This is a genomic window from Amycolatopsis sp. WAC 04197 (assembly GCF_003947475.1).
Lineage (GTDB): Bacteria > Actinomycetota > Actinomycetes > Mycobacteriales > Pseudonocardiaceae > Amycolatopsis > Amycolatopsis japonica.
In genome coordinates this window covers 365,825-387,979 of record NZ_QHJK01000007.1, presented here as the reverse complement: position 1 = coordinate 387,979, position 22,155 = coordinate 365,825, and the positions used below count along the sequence as shown (strand labels likewise).

At 70.6% G+C, this 22,155-nt stretch carries 6 protein-coding genes; all 6 read left to right on the top strand.

Features of this window, described 5'->3' with window-relative positions:
* Positions 1-191: 191 nt before the first annotated feature.
* Complete coding sequence (locus tag DMC64_RS25800) at positions 192-12,176, top strand: non-ribosomal peptide synthetase (RefSeq protein WP_125735620.1); 11,985 nt, start codon at positions 192-194, stop codon at positions 12,174-12,176.
* A 177-nt stretch (positions 12,177-12,353) separates the two neighbouring features.
* On the top strand, positions 12,354-17,915 hold the full coding sequence (locus DMC64_RS25795; protein WP_125735619.1) for a non-ribosomal peptide synthetase: 5,562 nt from the start codon (positions 12,354-12,356) through the stop codon (positions 17,913-17,915).
* 11 nt (positions 17,916-17,926) lie between these two features.
* Positions 17,927-18,136: an MbtH family protein gene (locus tag DMC64_RS25790; protein ID WP_037346390.1), complete on the top strand. Its 210-nt coding sequence runs from the start codon at positions 17,927-17,929 to the stop codon at positions 18,134-18,136.
* Positions 18,137-18,466: 330 nt separating this feature from the next.
* Positions 18,467-19,642: a cytochrome P450 gene (locus DMC64_RS25785; RefSeq protein WP_037346391.1), complete on the top strand. Its 1,176-nt coding sequence runs from the start codon at positions 18,467-18,469 to the stop codon at positions 19,640-19,642.
* A 22-nt stretch (positions 19,643-19,664) separates the two neighbouring features.
* Entirely contained in the window at positions 19,665-20,822 is a 1,158-nt protein-coding gene (locus tag DMC64_RS25780) for a cytochrome P450 (protein ID WP_037346393.1), read from the top strand.
* Complete coding sequence (locus DMC64_RS25775) at positions 20,812-22,008, top strand: cytochrome P450 (RefSeq protein WP_037346395.1); 1,197 nt, start codon at positions 20,812-20,814, stop codon at positions 22,006-22,008. The genes DMC64_RS25780 and DMC64_RS25775 overlap by 11 nt, the downstream gene beginning before the upstream one ends.
* The last annotated feature ends 147 nt before the right edge of the window (positions 22,009-22,155 follow it).

The following is a 22,155-nucleotide window of genomic DNA, read 5'->3' as shown; positions in this document are numbered from 1 at the left end:
AACACCGTCGGCTGGACGCCGACCGCGCCGCAGTCCCTTTCACCGCAGGAAAAGCGGCCATTGGACATGTTGTCCGTGCCGACCCTTCGGGCGACGATTCTGCGGGGGGACATGCCGCGTTCGACGTCGGCTCTTCGACTTCGCGCAGGACGGGATTCGCCGAAGGACTTCGCTGATCGAGGGAGAAATTGATGGCTCAGTCGCGGATCGAGGACATCTGGCCGCTGTCGCCGTTGCAGGCAGGGCTGGTCTTCCACGCGGTCTACGACGGTGAGGGGCTCGACGTCTACATCGGACATTGGGTCCTGGAGCTGGACGGGCCCGTGGACGCGGCGAGGTTGCGCGCGGCGTGGGAGGCGCTGCTGGCCCGGCACGCTTCACTGCGGGCCTGCTTCCGGCAGCGCAAAACCGGTGAGACCGTGCAGATCATCGCCAGGCAGGTCGAACTGCCGTGGCGCGAGATCGACCTGTCCCACCTCGAAAACCCGGAAGCCGCCGTGCACGAGCTGGCCGAGGAGGACCGGACGAAGCGGTTCGACCTCGCGACGGCGCCGTTGCTGCGGCTGACCTTGATCCGGCTCGGCGACGACCGCCATCGCCTCGTGGTGACCTGCCATCACGCGATCATGGACGCCTGGTCGCTGCCGATCGTGTTCGACGAGCTGTCGGCGCTGTACGCGGCGGCGGAGCTGCCGGAGGTGACGCCGTACCGCGAATATCTCGCGTGGCTGAGCCGTCAGGACAAGACGAAGGCGCTTTCGGCCTGGACGAAGGAACTGGGCGATCTCGAGTCGCAGACGCTGGTCGCGCCCGCCGATCCGGGACGGGCGCCCGGAATTCCCGAGAGCGTCACGGTCGAACTCCCCTCGGAGCTCACCCGCTCGCTGGAGGAACTGGCCCGCGGCAACGGGCTCACGCTGAACACGGTGGTGCAGGGCGCGTGGGCGCTGGTGCTCGCCCAGCTGTCCGGCCGCACCGACGTCGTGTTCGGCGCGGTGGTCTCGGCGCGCCCGCCGGATCTGCCCGGCGTGGAAGGAATGGTGGGGCTGTTCCTCAACACCGTCCCGGTGCGCGCGCGGCTGCGTGGTTCGGCGCCGGTCGTCGAGATGCTGGCGGAACTGCAGAAGCGGCAGTCGGCGCTCATCCCCGACCAGTTCGTCGGGCTGGCGGACATCCAGCAGGCGGCCGGTCCCGGCGCGAGCTTCGACACGATGATCGTCTTCGAGAACTTCCCGCGCGAGCTCGGCGGGCCGGAGTCCGCAGCCCCCTTCGGCATTCGCGTGAACCAGGGCCAGGAAGCGGCCCACTATCCGCTGACGCTGGTCGCCGTTCCCGGCGAGTCGATGCTCGTCAAACTCGACTACCTCACGGATCTCTTCGACGAGGCGGCCGCGCTCGCCATCGTCGAGCGGTTCACCGGCGTGCTGCGTCAGCTGACGCGTGATCTCACCGTCGCCGACATCGAGGTCAGCAGCGAGGCCGAGCGCGAAACGGTCGGTCGCTGGGGCGTTTCGTCCGAGCCGACCCCGAACGTCCTGGCGCCGGATCTGTTCTCGCGTCAGGACGAGAACGCGGTGGCCGTCGTCGCCGGTGACGAGACGCTGTCGTACGGAGAGCTGGCCGAGCGCGCCGAGCGGCTCGCCGGGTACCTGAGCGGCAAGGGAGTCCGGCGCGGAGACCGCGTCGCCGTCGTGATGGACGGGTCGCCCGACCTGATCGCGACCCTGCTCGCCGTGTGGAAGGCGGGTGCCGCGTACATCCCGCTGGACCCCGCGTATCCGGCGGAACGGGTGAAGTTCATGCTGGCGGACGCCGAACCGGCGGCGGTGGTGTGCACGGAAGCGCACCGGAACGCGGTGCTGGACGGCGGTCTCGCCCCGATCGTCCTCGACGATCCGGAGACCCGGCGAGCGGTCGCGGAGTCCGCGCGGCTGGCGATCGGCGTCACGGCCGACGACGTCGCGTACGTGATGTACACGTCGGGCTCGACGGGCACGCCCAAGGGGGTCGCGGTGTCGCACGGCAACGTCGCGGCACTGGTCGGCGAGCCCGGCTGGGACGTCGGCCCCGAAGACGCCGTGTTGATGCACGCTTCGCACGCCTTCGACATCTCCCTGTTCGAGATGTGGGTGCCGCTGCTGACGGGCGCGCGGCTGGTGCTCGCCGGCTCGGGGGTGGTGGACGGCGAGGCGCTGGCCGGTTACGTGGCCTCCGGGGTCACGGCCGCGCACCTGACCGCCGGCAGTTTCCGGGTGCTGGCCGAGGAGGCGCCGGAGTCGGTCGCAGGGCTGCGTGAGGTGCTGACCGGCGGCGACGCGGTACCGCCCGCCGCGGTCGAGCGTGTCCGGCGGACCTGCCCGGACGTACGGGTGCGGCATCTGTACGGGCCCACCGAGGCCACGCTGTGCGCGACGTGGTGGCTGCTCGAACCCGGCGACGGGATGGGCGCGGTGCTGCCGATCGGCCGTCCGCTCGCGGGGCGCCGGGTCTACGTCCTCGACGCGTTCCTGCGGCCCGTTCCGCAAGGCCTGCCTGGCGAGTTGTACGTCGCCGGAGCCGGTGTGGCGCAAGGCTATCTGGGCCGGTCGATGCTGACGGCCGAGCGGTTCGTCGCGGATCCGTTCGTCGCGGGCGGCCGCATGTACCGGACCGGCGACCTGGCGTACTGGACGGAGAACGGCACGCTGGCGTTCGCCGGCCGCGCCGACGACCAGGTGAAGATCCGCGGCTACCGCGTGGAGCCAGGGGAGATCGAGGTGGCGCTCGCCCGGCTGCCCGGGGTCGCGCAGGCCGTGGTCGTCGCCCGGGGCGAGCACCTGATCGGCTACGCCGTCCCCGAAGCGGGGCAGGCCCTGGACCCGGCGCACCTGAGCGGACAGCTCGCCGAGACACTGCCCGAGTTCATGATCCCGGCCGCGATGCTGGTGCTGGACGACTTGCCGCTGACCGTCAACGGGAAGGTGGACCGGCAGGCGCTGCCCGAACCGGACTTCTCCGCGAAGGCGGCGGGCCGCGAGCCCGCGACCGAGGACGAACGAGTCCTTTGTGGAGTGTTCGCCGACGTCCTCGGGCTGGAGCGGGTCGGCGTCGAGGACAGCTTCTTCGAGCTGGGCGGCGACTCGATCTCGTCGATGCAGGTGGCCGCCCGCGCCCGGCGCGAGGGCATCTCCCTGACTCCGCGGCTGGTGTTCGAGCACCGGACGCCCGAACGGCTGGCGGCGCTGGCCAAGGAGACCGCGGCACCGTCCACAGTGGAGTCCGGCGTGGGCGAGATCCCGATGACGCCGGTGATGCTCGCCCTCGGCGAGAACGCCGTGCGGCCGGGCTTCGCGCAGGCCAGAGTCCTCGTCACCCCGGAAGGATTCAGCCAGGAAGCGCTGGTCAAAGCCCTGCAGGCCGTCCTGGACACGCACGATCTGCTGCGGTCGCGCGTGGACGCGGGTCGGCTGATCGTGCCCGAGCCGGGTGCGGTGGACGCGGCCGGTCTGGTGACGCGCGTCGAGGCCCGCGACCTGGACGAGGCCGCCGGACGCGAGGTCCGGAAGGCGACGGCCACGCTGGACCCGGCGGCCGGGACCATGCTGCGCGCGGTGTGGATCGACGATCCGGAATCCGGGCAGGGACGGCTCGCGCTCGTGGCGCATCACCTGGCCGTCGACGCGGTCTCGTGGGGAATCCTGCTGCCCGATCTGCGCTCCGCCTACGAAGACGCGGCGCTCGAACCCGTGGCGACGTCGTACCGTCACTGGGCGCGCCGCCTCGCCGAACAGGCGCGCGACGAGCGCACCGTGGCCGAAACCGACCGCTGGATCGCCCTCCTCGACGGGGCGGAACCGGCCGTGGACCTGAGCGCGGGCAAGACGCACTCGTGGTCCGCGACGCTGTCCGGCGCCGTGGCGGACGACCTGCTGACCCGGCTGCCGAACGCCTTCCACTGCGGGATCCAGGACGTCCTGCTCGCGGGTCTCGCGGGTGCGGTGACGCGACTGCGCGGGACCGGCGCGCTGCTCGTGGACGTCGAAGGTCACGGTCGCGAGGCCGCTGACGGCGAAGACCTGTTGCGCACGGTGGGCTGGTTCACCAGCGTGCACCCGGTCCGCTTCGACGTCTCGACGGGGAACCTGCTGAAGACCGCCAAGGAACAGATCCGCGCCGTTCCCGGCGACGGACTCGGCTACGGGCTGCTGCGGTACCTCAACCCCGAAACCGGCGCCAGGCTGGCGGAGTCGCCGTCCGCGCAGATCGGGTTCAACTATCTCGGCCGCACCGGCCTTTCCGCCAAGGACCGTGCGTGGCAGCCGGCGGGCGAGGGGCCGCTCGGCGGTGGGCCGGACATGATCCTGGCCCATCCCGTCGAGGTCGGCGCCGAGGTGCAGGACACGCCGGACGGGCCGCGGCTCGGCCTCGCCATCGACGGCCGGGATGTCGATCCCGCCACGGTCGAGCGCCTCGGTGAGGCCTGGCTGGCGACGCTGAACGCGCTCGCCGACGATCGCTCCGCGGGCGGGCACACGCCGTCCGACTTCGCTCTCGTCGAGCTGGCGCAGCAGGACGTCGCGGAGCTGGAAGCCGCGACGCCGGGCCTGACCGACATCTGGCCGCTTTCGCCGCTCCAGGAAGGCATGCTCTTCGAGCGGGCCGTCGCCGACGACGGCGTCGACGTCTATCAGAGCCAGCGGATCCTGGACCTCGACGGACCGCTCGACGCGGACCGGCTGCGGGCCGCGTGGAACCAGGTGGTCGCCCGGCACGACTCGCTTCGGACGAGCTTCCACCAGCTGGGTTCCGGCGCGACGGTGCAGGTCGTCGCCGCCCAGGCCGAAATCCCTTGGCGCACGGTCGATCTGTCGCACGTCGGCGAGGAGGACGCGGCCGCGGAGATCGAGCGACTGCTCGCCGAGGACCAGGCCCAGCGGTTCGACGTGACCAAGGCGCCGCTGCTCCGGCTGATGCTGATCAAGCTGAGCCCGGTCCGGCACCGGTTCGTGCTGACATCGCACCACGTTCTCCTGGACGGCTGGTCGACGCCGCTCGTCCTGGGCGAGGTGTCGATCGCGTACGCGGGCGGACGAGGCCCGGCGAATACACCGTCCTATAAGGACTATCTGAGCTGGTTGAGCCGCCAGGACGAGCAGGCCACCCAGGAGGCGTGGCGCGCCGAACTCGCCGGTTCCGACGAGCCGACCGTGGTGGACGCCGACGCGGACAAGGCGATGGTCGTCCCGGGCGAGCACGCCGAATTGCTGCCCGAAGCGGCGACACGGGCGCTCACCGGATTCGCCCGCGGACACGGCCTGACGCTGAGCACGATCGTGCAGGGCGCGTGGGCGCTGGTGCTGTCACGGCTCGCGGGCCGCACCGACGTCGTGTTCGGGACGGTTGTCTCCGGGCGTCCGGCGGACGTGCCGGACGTGGAGCGGATGGTGGGGATGTTCATCAACACCGTCCCGGTCCGCGTGCGGCTCGACGGTGACCTGCCGGTGCTGGAACTGCTCCAGGACCTGCAGAGCCGTCAGTCCGCGTTGAGCGAGCACCAGTACTTGGGGCTGTCGCAGGTGCAGCGCGCGGCGGGGGCGGGCGCGGTCTTCGACACCATCGTGATGATCGAGAACTACCCGCACGACGCCGACGGTCTCGGCGACGACGGCGGCGTCTCGATCAGCTCGGTCGTGACCAGGACCGGCACCGGCTATCCGCTGACCATGAGCGTTTCGCCCGGCAAGACCTTGCAGATCCGGGTGGCCTACCGGCCCGACCGGATCGAGAAGGGAACGGCGGCCGAGGTCGCCAGGCAGGTCGTGCGGGTGCTGGAGCGGGTGTCGGCGGAGGCCTCGCTTCCCGTGGGCCGCCTCGGTGTGACGAGCGAACCGGCGCGCGCTTCCGTGGTGGAGCGCTGGAACGCGACGGGCGAGGCGACGTCCGGGACCACGGTGCCGGAGCTGTTCCGGCGGCGGGCCGCGGAATCGCCGGCCGCGGTCGCGGTCGTCGACGGGGATCGCACGCTGTCCTACGCCGAACTCGACCGGGAATCCGATGGGCTGGCCGGGTATCTGGCCTCGCGAGGGGTGCGGCGCGGTGACCGCGTCGGTGTCGTGATGGAACGCGGCGCGGATCTGCTCGTCGCCCTGCTCGCGGTCTGGAAGGCCGGCGCGGCCCAGGTTCCGGTGAACGTCGATTACCCCGCGGAGCGGATCGAGCGGATGCTGGCCGATTCCGGTGCGGCGCTGGCGATCTGCGTGACGGCGAGCCTCGACGCGGTGCCGCACGGGATCGAGCCGGTCGTCATGGGCGTGATGGAACACGCGGCGCCGCCCGTCCTCGTCGGCGCGCACGACACGGCCTACGTGATGTACACGTCGGGTTCGACCGGCGTGCCCAAGGGGGTCGCGGTGCCGCACGGCAGTGTCGCGGCGCTGGCGGGTGACCCGGGCTGGTCGCAGGGCCCCGGGGATCGCGTGCTGCTGCACGCTTCCCACGCCTTCGACGCGTCACTGGTCGAGATCTGGGTGCCGCTGGTGAGCGGGGCCACCGTCGTGGTCGCGGAACCGGGCGCGGTCGACGCGCAGCGGGTGCGGGAGGCGATCGAGCGCGGCGTCACCACCATCCACCTGACCGCCGGGACTTTCCGCGTGGTGGCCGAGGAAGCGCCGGAGTCGTTCATTGGGCTGCGGGAGATCCTGACCGGCGGCGACGCGGTGCCTCTCGCGTCCGTGGAGCGGATGCGCCGTGCCTGCCCGGACGTCCGGTTCCGTCAGCTGTACGGCCCCACCGAGATCACCTTGTGCGCCACCTGGCTCGTCCTCGAACCGGGTGTCGAAACGGGCGACGTCCTGCCGATCGGCGGACCGCTGGCCGGACGGCAGGCGTACGTGCTCGACGCGTTCCTGCAGCCGGTGGCGCCGGGGGTGACCGGCGAGCTGTATCTCGCCGGTGCCGGTCTGGCGCACGGTTATCTGGGGGCTCCGGACGCGACGGCGCAGCGGTTCGTCGCGAATCCGTTCGCGGCCGGTGAGCGCATGTACCGCACCGGTGACCTCGCGCGCTGGACCGAGGACGGCGAACTGCTGTTCGGCGGCCGCGCCGACTCCCAGGTGAAGATCCGGGGCTACCGCGTCGAACCGGGCGAGATCGAGGCCGCGCTGACCGCGCTGCCCGACGTTGCCCAGGCCGTCGTGGTGGCACGGGAGGAACGCCCCGGCGAGAAGCGGTTGATCGCCTACGTCACCGCGGAAGCGGAACTGGACGCCGAGACGGTCCGGACGTGGCTCGCGCAGCGGCTGCCGGAGTTCATGGTGCCCGCGGTGGTGCTCGTACTCGACACCTTCCCGTTGACCCTCAACGGGAAGATCGACCGCGCCGCCCTGCCCGCGCCCGAATTCGCCGGGAAAGCCGCCGGTCGTGAACCGCGGACCGAGGCCGAACGCGTGCTGACCGATCTGTTCGCCGAGATCCTCGGCGTGGACCGGGTCGGCGCGGACGACAGCTTCTTCGAACTGGGCGGCGACTCGATCCTCTCGATGCGGCTGGCCGCCCGCGCCCGGCGCGAGGACTACGTCTTCGGTGCCAAGCAGGTCTTCGAGCAGAAGACGCCCGCCGGGATCGCGGCCGTCGCCGGACGCGGTGTGCGGCAGGCCGAGGTCGCCGACGGCGTCGGCGAGGTGCCGTGGACGCCGGTCGTGCGGGCGCTGCTCGAACGCGATCCCGGCGCGATGTCCCGGGGCGCGCTGGCGCAATGGGTGACCGCGGGAGTGCCCGGCGACCTGACGGAGACGGCGCTGACGGCCGGTCTGCGTGCGGTGATCGACACGCACGACCTGCTGCGGAGCCGGGTGGTCGACTCCGGTCTGGTCGTGGCGGAGCGGGGAACCGTGGACGTCGCCGCAGTGCTTCAGCGGGTCGAGGCGGGCGACGGTGACCTCGACGAGATCGCGGAGCGCCACGCGCACGAGGCGGCCGGACGGCTCGACCCCGTCGCGGGGGTGATGTTCCAGGCCGTTTGGGTGGACGCGGGCGCCAAGGGGCGGCTCGTGCTGGCCGCCCACCACCTCGCGGTCGACGTCGTGTCGTGGCGAGTCCTGCTCGCCGATCTGCAAGCGGCGTGCGAGGAACCGGTGCTCGACCCGCCGCCCGTCTCCTTCCGGCGCTGGGCGCGAACGCTGGCCGGCCAGGCCGCGCGGCGGACCGGGGAACTGGAGACCTGGAAGGAAATCCTCGACGGTGCGCGGGCGCGGGTCGGCGTACTCGACCCGAAACGCGACACCATCGCGACCTCCGGCCGCCGCTCGTGGACGTTGCCGCGGGATCGCGCGAGCGTCCTCGCGGAGAAGGCGACGGCGGCGTTCCACTGCGGCATCCACGAGGTGCTGCTGGCCACCCTCGCCGGCGCGGTCACCCGATGGCGTGGCGGCACCGCCGTCGTGGTGGACGTCGAAGGTCACGGGCGTGAGCCCCTCGAAGACATGGACCTTTCGCGGACGCTCGGCTGGTTCACCGATGTCCATCCGCTGAGGTTGAACACCTCCGGGGCGGACACGCCTGGCCAGTTGGTGAAGCAGGTCAAGGAAAACGTCCATGCGGTGCCCGACGGGGGGCTCGGTTACGGGATGCTGCGGTATCTCGACGACGAAGCCGGGAAGGTGCTGGCGGCACTGCCGTCGCCGGAGATCGGGTTCAACTACCTCGGCCGGTTCTCGCCCCGGCCCGACGGCGACGCGGAACCCTGGCAGCTGGCCGGAACCATCGGCGGCACGGCGGAGGACGACCTGCCGCTGCGGCACGCCGTCGAAATCGACGCGGTGGTGCTCGACGGCGACGCCGGACCCGAGTTCACCCTGACCATCACCTGGGCCGAACGGCTGCTCACCGAAGCCGACGCGGAATCGCTCGGCAAGGCATGGCTGGACTCGCTGACCGAGCTCGCGACTCACGCTGAAGCCGGCGCGGGAGGTCACACGCCGTCCGACTTCCCGCTCATCGAGCTGACGCAGCGGGAAGTGTCGGACGTCGAGGCGCTCGTCCCGAATCTGCACGACATCTGGCCGCTTTCCCCGCTGCAGGAAGGGTTGCTGTTCCACGCGGTCGACGAGCGCGGCCCGGACGTCTACGCCGGTATCCGCGACATCATCCTCGACGGACCGCTCGACGTCGCCCGGTTCCGCGCGTCGTGGCAGACCCTGCTCGACCGGCATCCCGCGCTGCGGGCGGGTTTCCACCGGCTCGGCTCCGGCACGGCCGTCCAAGCGGTCGTCCGCGACGTTCCGGTGCCGTGGCAGGAAACCGATCTGTCCCACCTGCCCGAGGCCGAGGCGCTGGCGGAATTCGAGCGGCTCGCGGCGGAGTCCCATGCCGAGCGGTTCGACCTGGCGAAGGCGCCGCTGCTGCACCTGCACCTGGTGCGGTTCGGCGACCGCAGGCACCGGCTGGTGCTCCGGTCGCACCACATCTCGGCCGACGGCTGGTCGCTTCCGGTCTTCCTCGGCGAGGTGATGGCGGCGTACGAAGGCGAGCGGACGCTTCCTAACCCGACGTCGTACCGGGAGTACCTCGCCTGGCTTTCCCGTCAGGACAAGGCGGCCGCGAAACAGGCGTGGCGGACCGAACTCGCCGGGCTCGACGAGGCGACCCACGTGGTGCCGCCGGACACGATCGCCGTGCCCATCGAGCCGGACCGCGTCCGCTTCGAACTCGACGCCGAGCTCAGCGTCCGCCTGATGGAGTTCACGCGGCGCCACGGCGTCACGACGAACACGCTTTTCCAAGGTGTCTGGGCACTTCTGCTGGCCAGGCTGACCGGACGCGACGACGTCGTCTTCGGGACCACGGTGGCCGGACGGCCGATCGAGATCCCGGGTGTCGAATCCGCGGTCGGCCTGTTCATGAACATGCTGCCGGTCCGTGCCCGGCTCACCGGCGCCCAGCCGTTCCTGGAGATGCTGACGGATCTGCAGGAACGCCAGGTCGCCCTCATGCCACATCAGCATGTCGGGCTGACCGAGATCAACCAGCTCGCCGGTCCGGGCGCGGCCTTCGACACGATCGTGGTGTTCGAGAACTACCCGCCGCCGCCCCCGCCGTCCGACGATCCCGACGTCCTCGCGTTGCGCCCGGCGGGGATCCCGGACGACACCGGGCACTATCCGTTGTCCATCCGCGCTTCCGAAGGCGGTGGCGTCCACGGTGAGGTGATCTACCGGCCGGACGTGTTCGACCGGACGCGGATCGAGGAGATCGTCGCCTCGATCGTCCGGGCGCTCGACCAGGTCGTGACCGAACCGCGGGTGCCGGTCGGGCGGGTCGCCCTGATCGGGCCGGAGCAGCGCCGTCTGGTGATCGACGAGTGGAACCGCACCGAGGTGCCGTTCGAGGCCGAAGCCCTGCCGGTGCTGTTCCGCCGTCAGGTGGAGAAGTCGCGCGACGCCGTGGCGATCGAGGACGCGAAGCGGACCCTGACGTTCGGCGGGCTGCTCGGCGAGGTCGAGACGCTGGCGCGGTTGCTCGTCGGGCTGGGTGTCCGGCGGGAGACCCGGGTCGGTGTCCTGGTGGAGCGGTCGGCCGAACTCGTGGTGACGATGATGGGCGTGTCGTTCTCCGGCGGGGCTTTCGTGCCGGTCGACCCGGACTATCCGGCCGAGCGCATCGAGCTGATGCTGACGAGCTCGGCGCCGCAGGTGCTGGTGTGCACGGCAGCCACACGGGCGGTGGTGCCGTCGACGTTCGACGGCGAAATCCTGATGCTGGACGAACTTCCGGCCGCGGATCCGGCTGTCGTCCTGCCGCCGGTGAAGCCGACCGACGCGGCGTACGTGATCTACACGTCGGGGTCGACGGGGGTGCCGAAGGGTGTCATGGTCACCCATTCCGGGCTCGGGAACCTGGCGACGGCGCATATCGAGCGTCTCGGCGTGACGTCGTCTTCGCGGGTTCTGCAGTTGTCCGCGATCGGCTTCGACGCGATCGTCTCCGAGCTGTACATGTCGCTGCTGGCCGGCGCGACCCTGGTGCTGGCCGACGCGGAGACCATGCCGCCGCGGGTGACGCTCGGCGACGCGTTGCGACGCTGGGGGATCACCCATCTCACGGTGTCGCCGAGTGTGCTGGCCGTGGAGGAGGACCTGCCGGACACGCTGCGCGGCGTGCTGACCGGCGGCGAGGTGTGCACGCCCGCGCTGGTCGACCGCTGGTCGCCCGGCCGCCGGTTCATCAACGCCTACGGCCCGACCGAGACGACGATCTGCTCGACCATGAGCGCCCCGTTGTCGCCGGGACACGAGGTGGTCCCGCTCGGTGGCCCGATCCGGAATGTGAAGCACTACATCCTCGACGCGTATCTGCAGCCGGTGCCGCCCGGTGTCGACGGCGAGCTGTACATCGCCGGGGTCGGGCTCGCTCGCGGGTACCTGGGGCGGCCGGGCCTGACGTCGGAACGGTTCGTCGCGGACCCGTTCACCCCTGGCGAGCGCATGTACCGCTCCGGCGACCGGTTCCGCTGGGATCCCGACGGCGAGCTGATCTTCGTCGGCAGGGTCGACGCGCAGGTCAAGGTGCGCGGCTACCGGGTCGAGCCCGCGGAGATCGAGAACGTGCTCGCCGAACATCCGGGCGTCGCGCAGGCGGCGGTCGCGGTGCACCGGGACGGGCCGGGCGACAAACGGCTCGTGGCCTACGTCGTGCCGTCGGACGGCGCCGACGGCTCGCTGACGTCGGTGCTGCGCGAGATGGCGGCGGAACGCCTGCCGGAGTACATGATGCCCGCGGCGTTCGTGGCGCTGGAGAAGATGCCGCTCACCCCGAACGGCAAACTCGACCACCGGGCGCTGCGGGCACCCGACTTCTCCGGTATGTCCTCCGGACGCGACCCGCGCACGGCCATGGAGGCGAGGCTGTGCGACCTGTTCGCGGAGGTGCTCGGCCTGGAGCAGGTCGGGCCCGACGACAGTTTCTTCGAACTCGGCGGCGACTCGATCATCTCGATGCAGCTGTCGGCCCGCGCCCGCCGCGAAGGGCTGGAACTGAGCCCGTGGCAGGTGTTCGAAGAGAAGACACCGGAACGGCTGGCGACGCTCGTCAAGGAGATCCCGGCCGAAGGCGAAAGCACCCCGGAACCGGAACCCGCCGGGGGCTCGCTCCTCGCCCTTTCCCCTGACCAGCTGGACCAACTCGAGGCCGGATTCTCGTGATCGAGTACCGCACTCGCGTGCTTGGGGCCGTAACTCACGTGTTTGGGGCCGTAACTCACGTGCGCGGCCCCGATCACGCGAGTTCCGCCCCCGATCACGCGAGTTCCGCCTCTGATCACGCGAGTTGCGCCTCGAAGCACGCGAACGCGAGTTCACCCACCCACCAAGGAGCAGATCGTGACCGTTGACGACACTCGCGCGAAACCGCGTTCCAGCGTGGAGGACGTCTGGCCTCTTTCCCCGCTGCAGGAGGGAATGCTCTACCACACCGCGCTCGACGACGACGGGCCGGACACGTACACCGTGCAGACCGTCTACGGTATCGACGGCCCGCTGGACGCCGCGCGGCTGCGCGCGACGTGGCAGGCGCTGGTCGACCGGCACGCCGCGCTGCGGGCCTGTTTCCGGTACGTCAGCGGCGCGCAGATGGTGCAGGTCATCACCCGCGACGCGCAGATCCCTTGGCGTGAAACGGATCTGACCGGGCTGCCCGAGGAGATCCTCGAAAGCGAAGTGGACCGGCTGGCCGCGGACGAGCTGGCCGAGCGGCTCCGCATCGAGGTGGCGCCGCTGATGAAGCTGCACCTGATCCGGCTCGGCCCGGACCGCCACCGGCTCGTGCACACGCTGCACCACGTGCTGACCGACGGCTGGTCGATGCCGATCATCCACCGCGAACTCGCCGCGATCTACGCCGCGGGCGGGGACGCGTCCGGCCTGCCGCCCACAGTGTCCTATCGGGACTATCTCGCCTGGCTCGGCAAGCAGGACAAGGAAATCGCCCGCGCGGCCTGGCGCGAGGAGTTCGCCGGGATCGACACGCCCACCGCGGTCGCGCCCGCCGATCCCGGCCGGGTGCCGGAGATCGACACCGAGATCGTCGAACTGTCGACGGAACTCACCGAGGGCCTGGCGAATCTGGCGCGCGGCCACGACCTCACGCTGAACACCGTCGTGCAGGGCGCGTGGGCCGTCGTGCTGTCGCAGCTCGCCGGGCGCACCGAGGTCGTGTTCGGCGCGACCGCTTCGGGCCGTCCCGCCGAACTCGCCGGCGTCGAGTCGATGGTCGGCCAGCTGCTCAACACCCTGCCGGTGCGTGTGCGGCTCGACGGCGCCCGCCGCGCGGTCGACCTGTTCGCCGAACTGCAGCGCGACCAGTCGGCGCTCATGGCCCACCAGCATCTCGGCCTGCAGGACGTCCAGGCCGTGGTCGGTCCCGGCGCGGTCTTCGACACGCTGGTCATCTACGAGAACTTCCCCCGCAAGGGGCTCGGCCAGGCCCACGACGGACTGACCCTGCGTCCGGTCAAACGCGGGCGCAACTCGTCGCACTACCCGTTCACGCTGGTCACCGGCCCGGGCGAGCGGATGCCGCTCATCCTCGACTACGACCGCGGCCTGTTCGACGAGAAGGTCGCCGGATCGGTCGTCGGCGCGCTGGCCCGCGTGCTGGAACGGCTGGTCGCCGAACCCGACGTCCTCGTCGGCCGGCTGACCCTGCTGAGCGAGGCCGAACGCGCCCTGGTGGTGGACGAATTCAACGCGACCGAAGGCCCGGTCCCCGGGGAATCCGTCGTCGAACTGTTCGCCCGGCGGGTGACCGAGGCGCCCGAGGCGGTGGCGATCACCGACGCCGACGGCGCGGATCTGACCTACGCCGCCCTCGATCAGGCCTCGAACCGGCTGGCCGCGCACCTCGCCGCCCGTGGCGTCGGCCGCGGCGACCGCGTGGGTGTCGCCATGGAAAGGTCGCCGGAGCTGCTGATCGCGTTCCTGGCGATCTGGAAGGCGGGCGCCGCGTACGTCCCGGTGGACGTCGAGTACCCGGCCGAGCGGATCGCGTTCATCCTCGAAGACTCCGGGGTCTCGGTCGTCGTGTGCACCCAGGCCACCAGTGGGGTCGCGCCGGCGGACGCGATCGTCCTCGACGCGCCGGAAACACGCGCCGCCATCGACGCTTTCCCGGACACCGCAACGGAATTCCGGCCGAGCGCGGACGACCTGGCGTACGTCATGTACACCTCCGGATCCACCGGTCTGCCCAAGGGTGTCGGCATCCCGCACGGCGGCGTGGCGGGACTGGCGGGCGACCGGGGCTGGCAGATCGGCCCCGGTGACGGCGTGTTGATGCACGCGACGCACGTCTTCGACCCGTCGCTGTACGCGATGTGGGTGCCGCTCTCGACCGGTGCGCGTGTCCTGCTCACCGAGCCGGGCGTCCTCGACGCGGCCGGGGTTCGGCAGGCCGTCGCCCGCGGCGCGAACTACGTCCACCTCACCGCCGGGACCTTCCGCGCGCTGGCGGAGACGTCGCCGGAATGCTTCGACGGTCTGGTCGAGATCGGCACGGGCGGCGACATCGTTCCCGCGCAATCCGTGGAGAATCTGCGGCGGGCTCAGCCGAATCTGAGGGTGCGCAACACCTACGGGCCGACCGAGACCACGTTGTGCGCGACGTGGCTCCCGATCGAACCCGGCGACGTCGTCGACCGGGAACTGCCGATCGGGCACCCCATGACCAACCGCAGGATCTACATCCTCGACGCCTTCCTGCGGCCGGTCGCCCCGGGTGTGGCGGGCGAGCTGTACATCGCGGGAACGGGACTGGCGCGCGGATATCTCGACAGCCCGGGCCTGACGTCGGAGCGGTTCGTGGCGTGCCCGTTCCTGCCGGGCGAACGTATGTACCGCACCGGCGACCTGGCCCGCTGGACCCGCGGCGGCGAGGTGGTGTTCCTCGAACGCGCCGACGACCAGGTGAAGATCCGCGGCTACCGCGTCGAACTGGGCGAGGTCGAATCCGTGCTGGCCGCCCAGCCTGGCGTGGTCGAGGCCGTCGTCATGGCGCGTGAGGACCAGCCGGGGGAGAAGCGGCTGGTCGGCTACTTCGTCTCCGACGGCGGCGACGCCGGTCCGGAGGAGATCAAGCGGCAGATGGGTTTGGTGCTGCCCGCGTACATGGTCCCCATGGCGGTCGTCGCGCTGCCCGGTCTTCCCGTCACGCCCAACGGGAAGGTCGACCGCCGGGCGCTGCCCGCCCCGGATCTCGCCGGCCGCGCGTCGGAGAAGGCGCCCGAGAGCGAATCCGAGAAGGTGCTCTGCGACCTGTTCTCGGAGATCCTCGGCGTCGACAACGTGGGTGTCGACGACGCCTTCCACGACCTCGGCGGCAGTTCGGCGCTGGCGATGCGGCTCATCGCGCGGATCCGCGAGGTGATCGGCGTGGACCTGCCCATCCGGCAGCTGTTCTCCTCGCCGACGCCCGCCGGTGTCGCCAGGGCGCTCGCCGCGAAGTCGCGGCCCGCGCTGGAACCGGCCGAGCGGCCCGAGCGGGTTCCGTTGACCGCGCGGCAGCTGCGTGCCCGGCTGCTGGCCAGCCCCGGCGAGGAGACCGCCGGACTGCAGATCTCGGTCGCGCTGCGCCTGCGCGGCAGGCTGGACGTGGCCGCGCTGGGGGCGGCACTCGGCGACATCGCCGCCCGGCACGAGGTGCTGCGCACGACCTTCCCGGGAGACGCGCAGAACGTCCGGCAGCTGGTCCACGAGCCCGCGGCCATCGAGCTGACCCCGGTACCCGCCACCGAGGAGGAGCTTCCCGGTCTGCTCGCCGGGCTGCGTGCGTCGGTCTTCGACCTCACCAGTGAGGTTCCTTGGCGCTGCGACCTTTTCGCGCTCGCGGAGAAGGAACACGTGCTGCATCTGCGGCTGCACCGGATCCTCGCCGACGACGACTCGCTCGACGTGTTCTTCCGCGACCTGGCGGCCGCGTACGGCGCACGGCGTTCGGGCCGGGTCCCGGAACGCGCGCCGCTGGCGCTGCAGTTCGCCGACTACGCGATCTGGGAGCAGCGGCTGCTCGCGGACGAGGACGAACCGGGCAGCCTGATCAACGAGCAGGTCGTCTTCTGGCGGGACACCCTCACCGGGATCGAAGGCGAGACGGTGCTCCCGTTCGACCGGCCGCGTCCGGCCGTCCCGTCGCGCCAGGCGGGCGCGGTCGAGCTGCGGCTCGGCGCCGAACCGTACGAACGGCTGACCAAGGCGGTGGAACGGCTCGGCGCGGACACCATCCACGTCGTGCACGCCGGTCTCGCGATGCTGCTGAGCAAATTCGGTGCGGGCCAGGATCTGGTGATCGGGACGAAACTGGCGCGGGACGAGGACCTCATCGACCTCGAACCGATGATCGGGCCGTTCGCCCGGCCGCTCGCCCTGCGCACGGATCTCTCCGGTGACCCGACGTTCCTCGAGGTCGTCACGCGGGTGCAGGAGGCCGTCCGGGGTGCGCGTCAGCAGCTCGACGTGCCGTTCGAGCGGATCGTCGACCTGCTGGACCTGCCCGCCTCGCTGTCCCGCCACCCCGTCTTCCAGGTGGGGCTGGAGGTCGACGAGGAGGACATCGGCGCGTGGGACGCGGCGGAACTGCCCGCCCTGCGCACCAGCGTCGAACCGGGCGGAACCGAGGCCACGGAACTGGATCTCGCGTTCAAGCTCACCGAGCGGCTCGACGAGGACGACGACGAGGACGGTCTCGAAGGCACTCTTCGGTACGCCACCGACCTGTTCGACGAGGCGACGGCGGAATCGGTGGCGCGGCGGCTGGTCCGCGTTCTGGAGCAGGTCGCGGAGGATCCCCAGCGGCGGATCAGCGAGCTGGACCTCTTCCTCGACGAGACCGAACGCGGCCGCCCGGCGATCGCACCCGCCAGGTGGGCGGGCGAGGTGCCCGCGGTGGTCGCGGAACTGGGGCCGCTCGGCGCGCTCGTGCTCGACGAGCAGCGGCGGCCGGTCGCCCCGGGCGTCGTCGGTGATCTCTACGTCACCGGTCCGGCGGTCGACGAGGGCAAGTCCGGTGAGCCCTGCCCGTTCGGCGAGCCGGGGCACCGGATGCTGAACACCGGCCTGCTCGCCCGCAAGACCCCGGCCAAAACCCTGATCGTGGTGGGGGAGCGGCGCCGCACGAGTACCGCGGTGAAGACGGGTGACTACGAGATCCTGTTGCCGCTGCAGCCGAACGGCGACCGGCCGCCGCTGTTCTGCGTCCACGCGAGCGGCGGGCTGAGCTGGAACTACGGGCCGCTGCTGCGGCATCTGCCCGCGAACCAGCCGGTCTACGGCGTGCAGGCACGCGGTCTCGCGCGGACCGAACGTCTGCCCGAGAGCGTCGAGGAAATGGCGGCCGACTACCTCGCGCATATCCGTGCCGTGCAGCCGACCGGGCCGTACCACCTGCTCGGCTGGTCGCTCGGTGGCCGGATCGCGCAGGCGATGGCCGCGATGCTCGAAGCCGACGGGGAAGAACTCGGCCTGCTCGCCCTGCTCGACGCGTATCCCGTCTACATGGGACGGAACGCGACCGGCACGGTGACCGAGGAGGCCGCGCGCGACGAAGACGGCCTCCAGAAACGGAAACAGCAGGATCTGGAGCTGGCGGGCGGCATGGTCCAGGGCCCCGGTGCCCGGGAGCGGCTGGAAGCGGTCATGAAGAACCTCTGGAAGGTCGGGCCGCAGCACACGGCCTCGCCGTTCAACGGCGACATCCTGCTCTTCGTCGCCTCGGAGGACCGGCCGGCGCACCTGCCGGTGTCGGAGGCCGTCGCGGGCTGGAAGGACTTCACCGGCGGCACGATCGAACACCACGAGATCCCGACCAACCATTACGACATGGTGCAACCCGCGGCGTTGGTCCAGATTGGGTCCATCGTCGCCGAGAAGCTCCGGCCTCGGCCGGGCGCCTGAAAGGAAAACCGATGAGCAATCCCTTTGACAACGAAGACGGTTCCTTTTTCGTGCTGGTGAACGACGAGGGCCAGCACTCCCTCTGGCCGACGTTCGCCGAGGTGCCCGCGGGCTGGACCCGCGTCCACGGCGAGGCCCCGCGCCAGGAATGCCTCGCCTACGTCGAGGAGCACTGGACGGACCTGCGGCCGAAGAGCCTGATCGCCGAAGTCAACGGCTGAGCGGGGGTGTCCAGCCGCTCAATGCGGACGGTTGGACGAGCCTCGGCGAAGGGGACTTTCCCCGCGTCTCACGCGGTGAAGGGCGCTTTCCTCACATCTCATGCGGGGAAAGCGCCCTTCAGCCCCCGCCACCCCGATCAGGCCCCGACGGCGAGGTTGCGAAAGCCACTTTCGCAACCTTCAACGTTGCGAAAGTGGCTTTCGCAACCTCGCCTTCCGGAACGAGGCACCGCCCCCGATCCGGACGGTTGGACGAACTCGACGCTCGTCCGGCCGACCGGGAACATCCCTATCCGCGCGCGACGGCCGGTTGAGGCGAAAGGAACTGCCGTGTTCGAGGAGCTCAACGTCGTCAAGGGCTTGGAAATCCACCGGAGGAACCGATTCGACCCGGGGGCCGAACTCCTTTCCCTGATGGCCGAAGGCCCCATCTCCGCCTTGGGCACCGAGGAAGACGGTGAACGGCGGACGGCGTGGCTCGCCACGGGATACGACGAGGTTCGCCAGGTCCTCAGCTCCGACAAGTTCAGCGCGCGGCTGATCTACGGCGGGACCGCGGCCGGGATCGCCTGGCCCGGTTTCCTCACCCACTACGACCCGCCGGACCACACGCGCCTGCGCCGCCTGGTCACCCCGCCGTTCGCCATCCGGCGGATGCAGGGGTTCCGGCCGGAAGTCCGGCAGATCGTCGAAGACACCTTGGACACCATCGAGGACATGGGCGGGCCCGCCGACTTCGTCCCGCATTTCGGCTGGGCCATCGCCACCACGGCGACCTGCGATTTCCTCGGCATCCCGCGCGACGATCAGGCCGATCTGTCGCGCACGCTGCACGCCAGCCGGACCGAGCGGACGGACAAACGGCGCAACGCGGCGGGCAACAAGTACATGCAGTACATGAACAAGGCCGTCGCCCGGGTCCGCCGTGATCCCGGCGACGACCTCTTCGGGGTCGTGGTGCGCGAACACGGTGACGAGATCACCGACGCGGAACTGGCCGGCGTGGCCGCGTTCATCATGGGCGCGGGCGGCGACCAGGTGGCCCGGTTCCTCGCGGCGGGCGCGTTGCTGATGGTCGATTTCCCGGAGCAGTTCGACATCCTGCGGGAACGGCCGGACACCATCCCGGACTGGCTGGAGGAGCTGAACCGGTACCTCACGACCGACGAGAAGCTCCACCCGCGCATCGCCAAGGAGGACGTCACGATCGGCGGCCGTCTCGTCAAGGCGGGCGACACCGTCACGTGCTCCCTGCTGGGCGCCAACCGCGCGAACTTCCCGGCACCGGAAGACGAATTCGACATCACGCGGGAGAAGTCGCCGCACGTCTCGTTCGGGCACGGGATCCACCACTGCCTCGGCAGGCCGCTGGCGGAGATGGTGTTCCGGGAGGCGATCCCCGCGCTGGCGAGGCGTTTCCCCAAGCTCAGGCTCGCCGAGCCCGAGCGCAAGCTCAAATTCGGCCCACCCCCGTTCGACGTGGAAGCCCTGCTGCTCGACTGGTAGCGCCGGAAACCTGAGGAGAATCATGGTAGTTCCCTTGCCGCATCAGCGGATCCGGCTCGATCCGGCGCCGGAGCTCTCCGCGTTGCAAAAAGAAGGCCCCCTGCACCGGTACGACACGGAAACGGGGCTGAACGGCCGCAGGCAATGGTTGGTCACCGGATACGACGAGGTCCGCGAGATCCTCGCCGACGCCACCCGGTTCAGCTCGATGCGGCCGGTCGACGACGAGGCGGACCGGGCCCATCTGCCGGGCATCCTGCAGGCCTACGACCCACCCGACCACACCCGCCTGCGTGGCACGGTGGCCGGGGCGTTCAGCGTTCGCCGGATCGAACGGTTGCGGCCTCGGGTCGAGGAAATCATCGAAGAGGGCCTGGACGACTTGGAGAGCATGGGCTCGCCGATCGACTTCGTCCGGTACGCGGGCTGGCCCATGCCGGCGCTGATCGCGTGCGAGTTCCTCGGTGTCCCGCGCGACGACCAGGCCGATCTGTCGCGGATGATCCGTGACAGCCGGGAAAGCCGGATCCCCAAGCAGCGGGCCCAGTCGAGCCTCGGTGTCGTCAACTACTGCGAGAAGCTCGCGGCCCGCGAACGCCGTGATCCCGGTGACGAGCTGATCGGGTTCATCGCGCGTGAGCACGGCGACAAGGTCAGCGACGAGGAACTGTCGGGGCTCGCCGAAGCGATCCTGATCGTGGCCGTCGAGCAGATGGCCGCCCAGCTGGCCATGGCGGTGCTCCTGTTCGCGACGAACCCGGCCCAGCTGTCGCTGCTGCGCGAACGGCCGGAGCTCGTGGACAGCGCGACCGAGGAGGTCTTGCGCTTCCCGACGATCGTCGAGGCCCCTTCGCCGCGGACGGCGCTGGTCGACCTGAACATCGCCGGATACGAGATCCACGCCGGTGACGTGCTGACCTGTTCGATGCTGGCGGTCAACCGCACACTCGGCGACAAGTTCGACATCACGCGGGAGAACAGCCCGGGGCATCTCGCCTTCGGGCACGGCATCCACCACTGTGTCGGCGCTCCGCTGGCCAGGCTCGAACTGCGGGTCGCGCTGCCGATCCTGGCCCGGCGGTTCCCCGGCCTGCGGCTGGCGGTGCCGGAGGAGGAGCTGCGGTTCGTGGCGGGCAAACCCGCGCCGTTCAACATCGAGGAGCTCCCCGTTGAGTGGTGAGGACACGCGTCCGCTGCACATTCGCAGACAGGACCTCGATCCGGCCGACGAACTGCGTGCCGCCGGACCGCTGTCGAAGGTCACGGTGGGCACCGGCGCGGACGCCGAGACCATCTGGATGGCCGCGGGGCACTCCGTCGTGCGCCAGGTTTTGGGCGACCACAAGCGCTTCAGCACCCGGCGCCGGTGGCACGCGCAGGACGAGGTCGGCGGGGAAGGCATCTTCCGGCCGCAGGAGCTGGTCGGCAACCTGATGGACTACGACCCGCCCGAGCACACCAGGATGCGGCAGAAGCTGACGCCGGGGTTCACGCTGCGCAAGATGCGGCGCATGGAGCCGTACATCGAGCAGATCGTGTCCGAACGGCTCGATGCCATGGAGGACGAGGGTTCTCCCGCCGACGTGATCGAACTCGTCGCCGACGAGGTGCCGGGAGCCGTGCTGTGCGAACTGATCGGGGTGCCCCGTGACGACCGTGCCATGTTCCTCAAGCTGTGCCACGGACATCTCGACGCCTCACTGAGCCAGCGGAGACGAGCGGCCGCGGGCGAGGCGTTCTCCCGCTACCTGCTGGCGATGATCGCCCGGAACCGCGAGGAACCCGGCGAGGGGCTGATCGGCGCGGTCGTCGCCGAACACGGTGACGAGGCCACCGACGAGGAGCTGAGAGGCTTCTGCGTGCAGGTGATGCTGGCCGGTGACGACAACATCTCCGGCATGATCGGCCTCGGCGTGCTGGCGTTGCTGCGGCATCCCGAACAGCTCGCCGCGGTGCGGGGCGACGGGCAGGCGGCGGACCGGGCGGTCGACGAGCTGATCCGGTATCTCACCGTGCCGTACGCCCCGACCCCCCGGACGGCGATGGAGGACGTCGCCATCGGGGACGAGGTGATCAAGGAGGGCGAGACCGTGCTGTGCTCGCTCCCCATGGCGAACCGCGATCCCGCGCTGGTGCCGGATCCGGACCGGCTCGATCTGACCCGCGAGCCCGTGCCGCATGTGGCGTTCGGGCACGGGATCCACCACTGTCTCGGCGCTTCACTGGCGCGGCTCGAACTGCGCACGGTCTTCACGTCGCTGTGGCGGCGTTTTCCCGGCCTGAGGCTCGCGGATCCCGAGAAGGACACCATGTTCCGCCTCACCACACCGGCTTACGGGCTCACGAGCCTGATGGTCGAGTGGTGACCGAGGGTGCGGTGAGGCGTGGGTCAAGCGGGTCGTGAGTGATAAGTGTCGTTCTAACGCTATTTACCACTCACGACCCACCGGACCCATCGCGCACTGAGCGTCCATGGCGGCGCTGGACGTCCCGCCCGATCGCGGATGAAGATT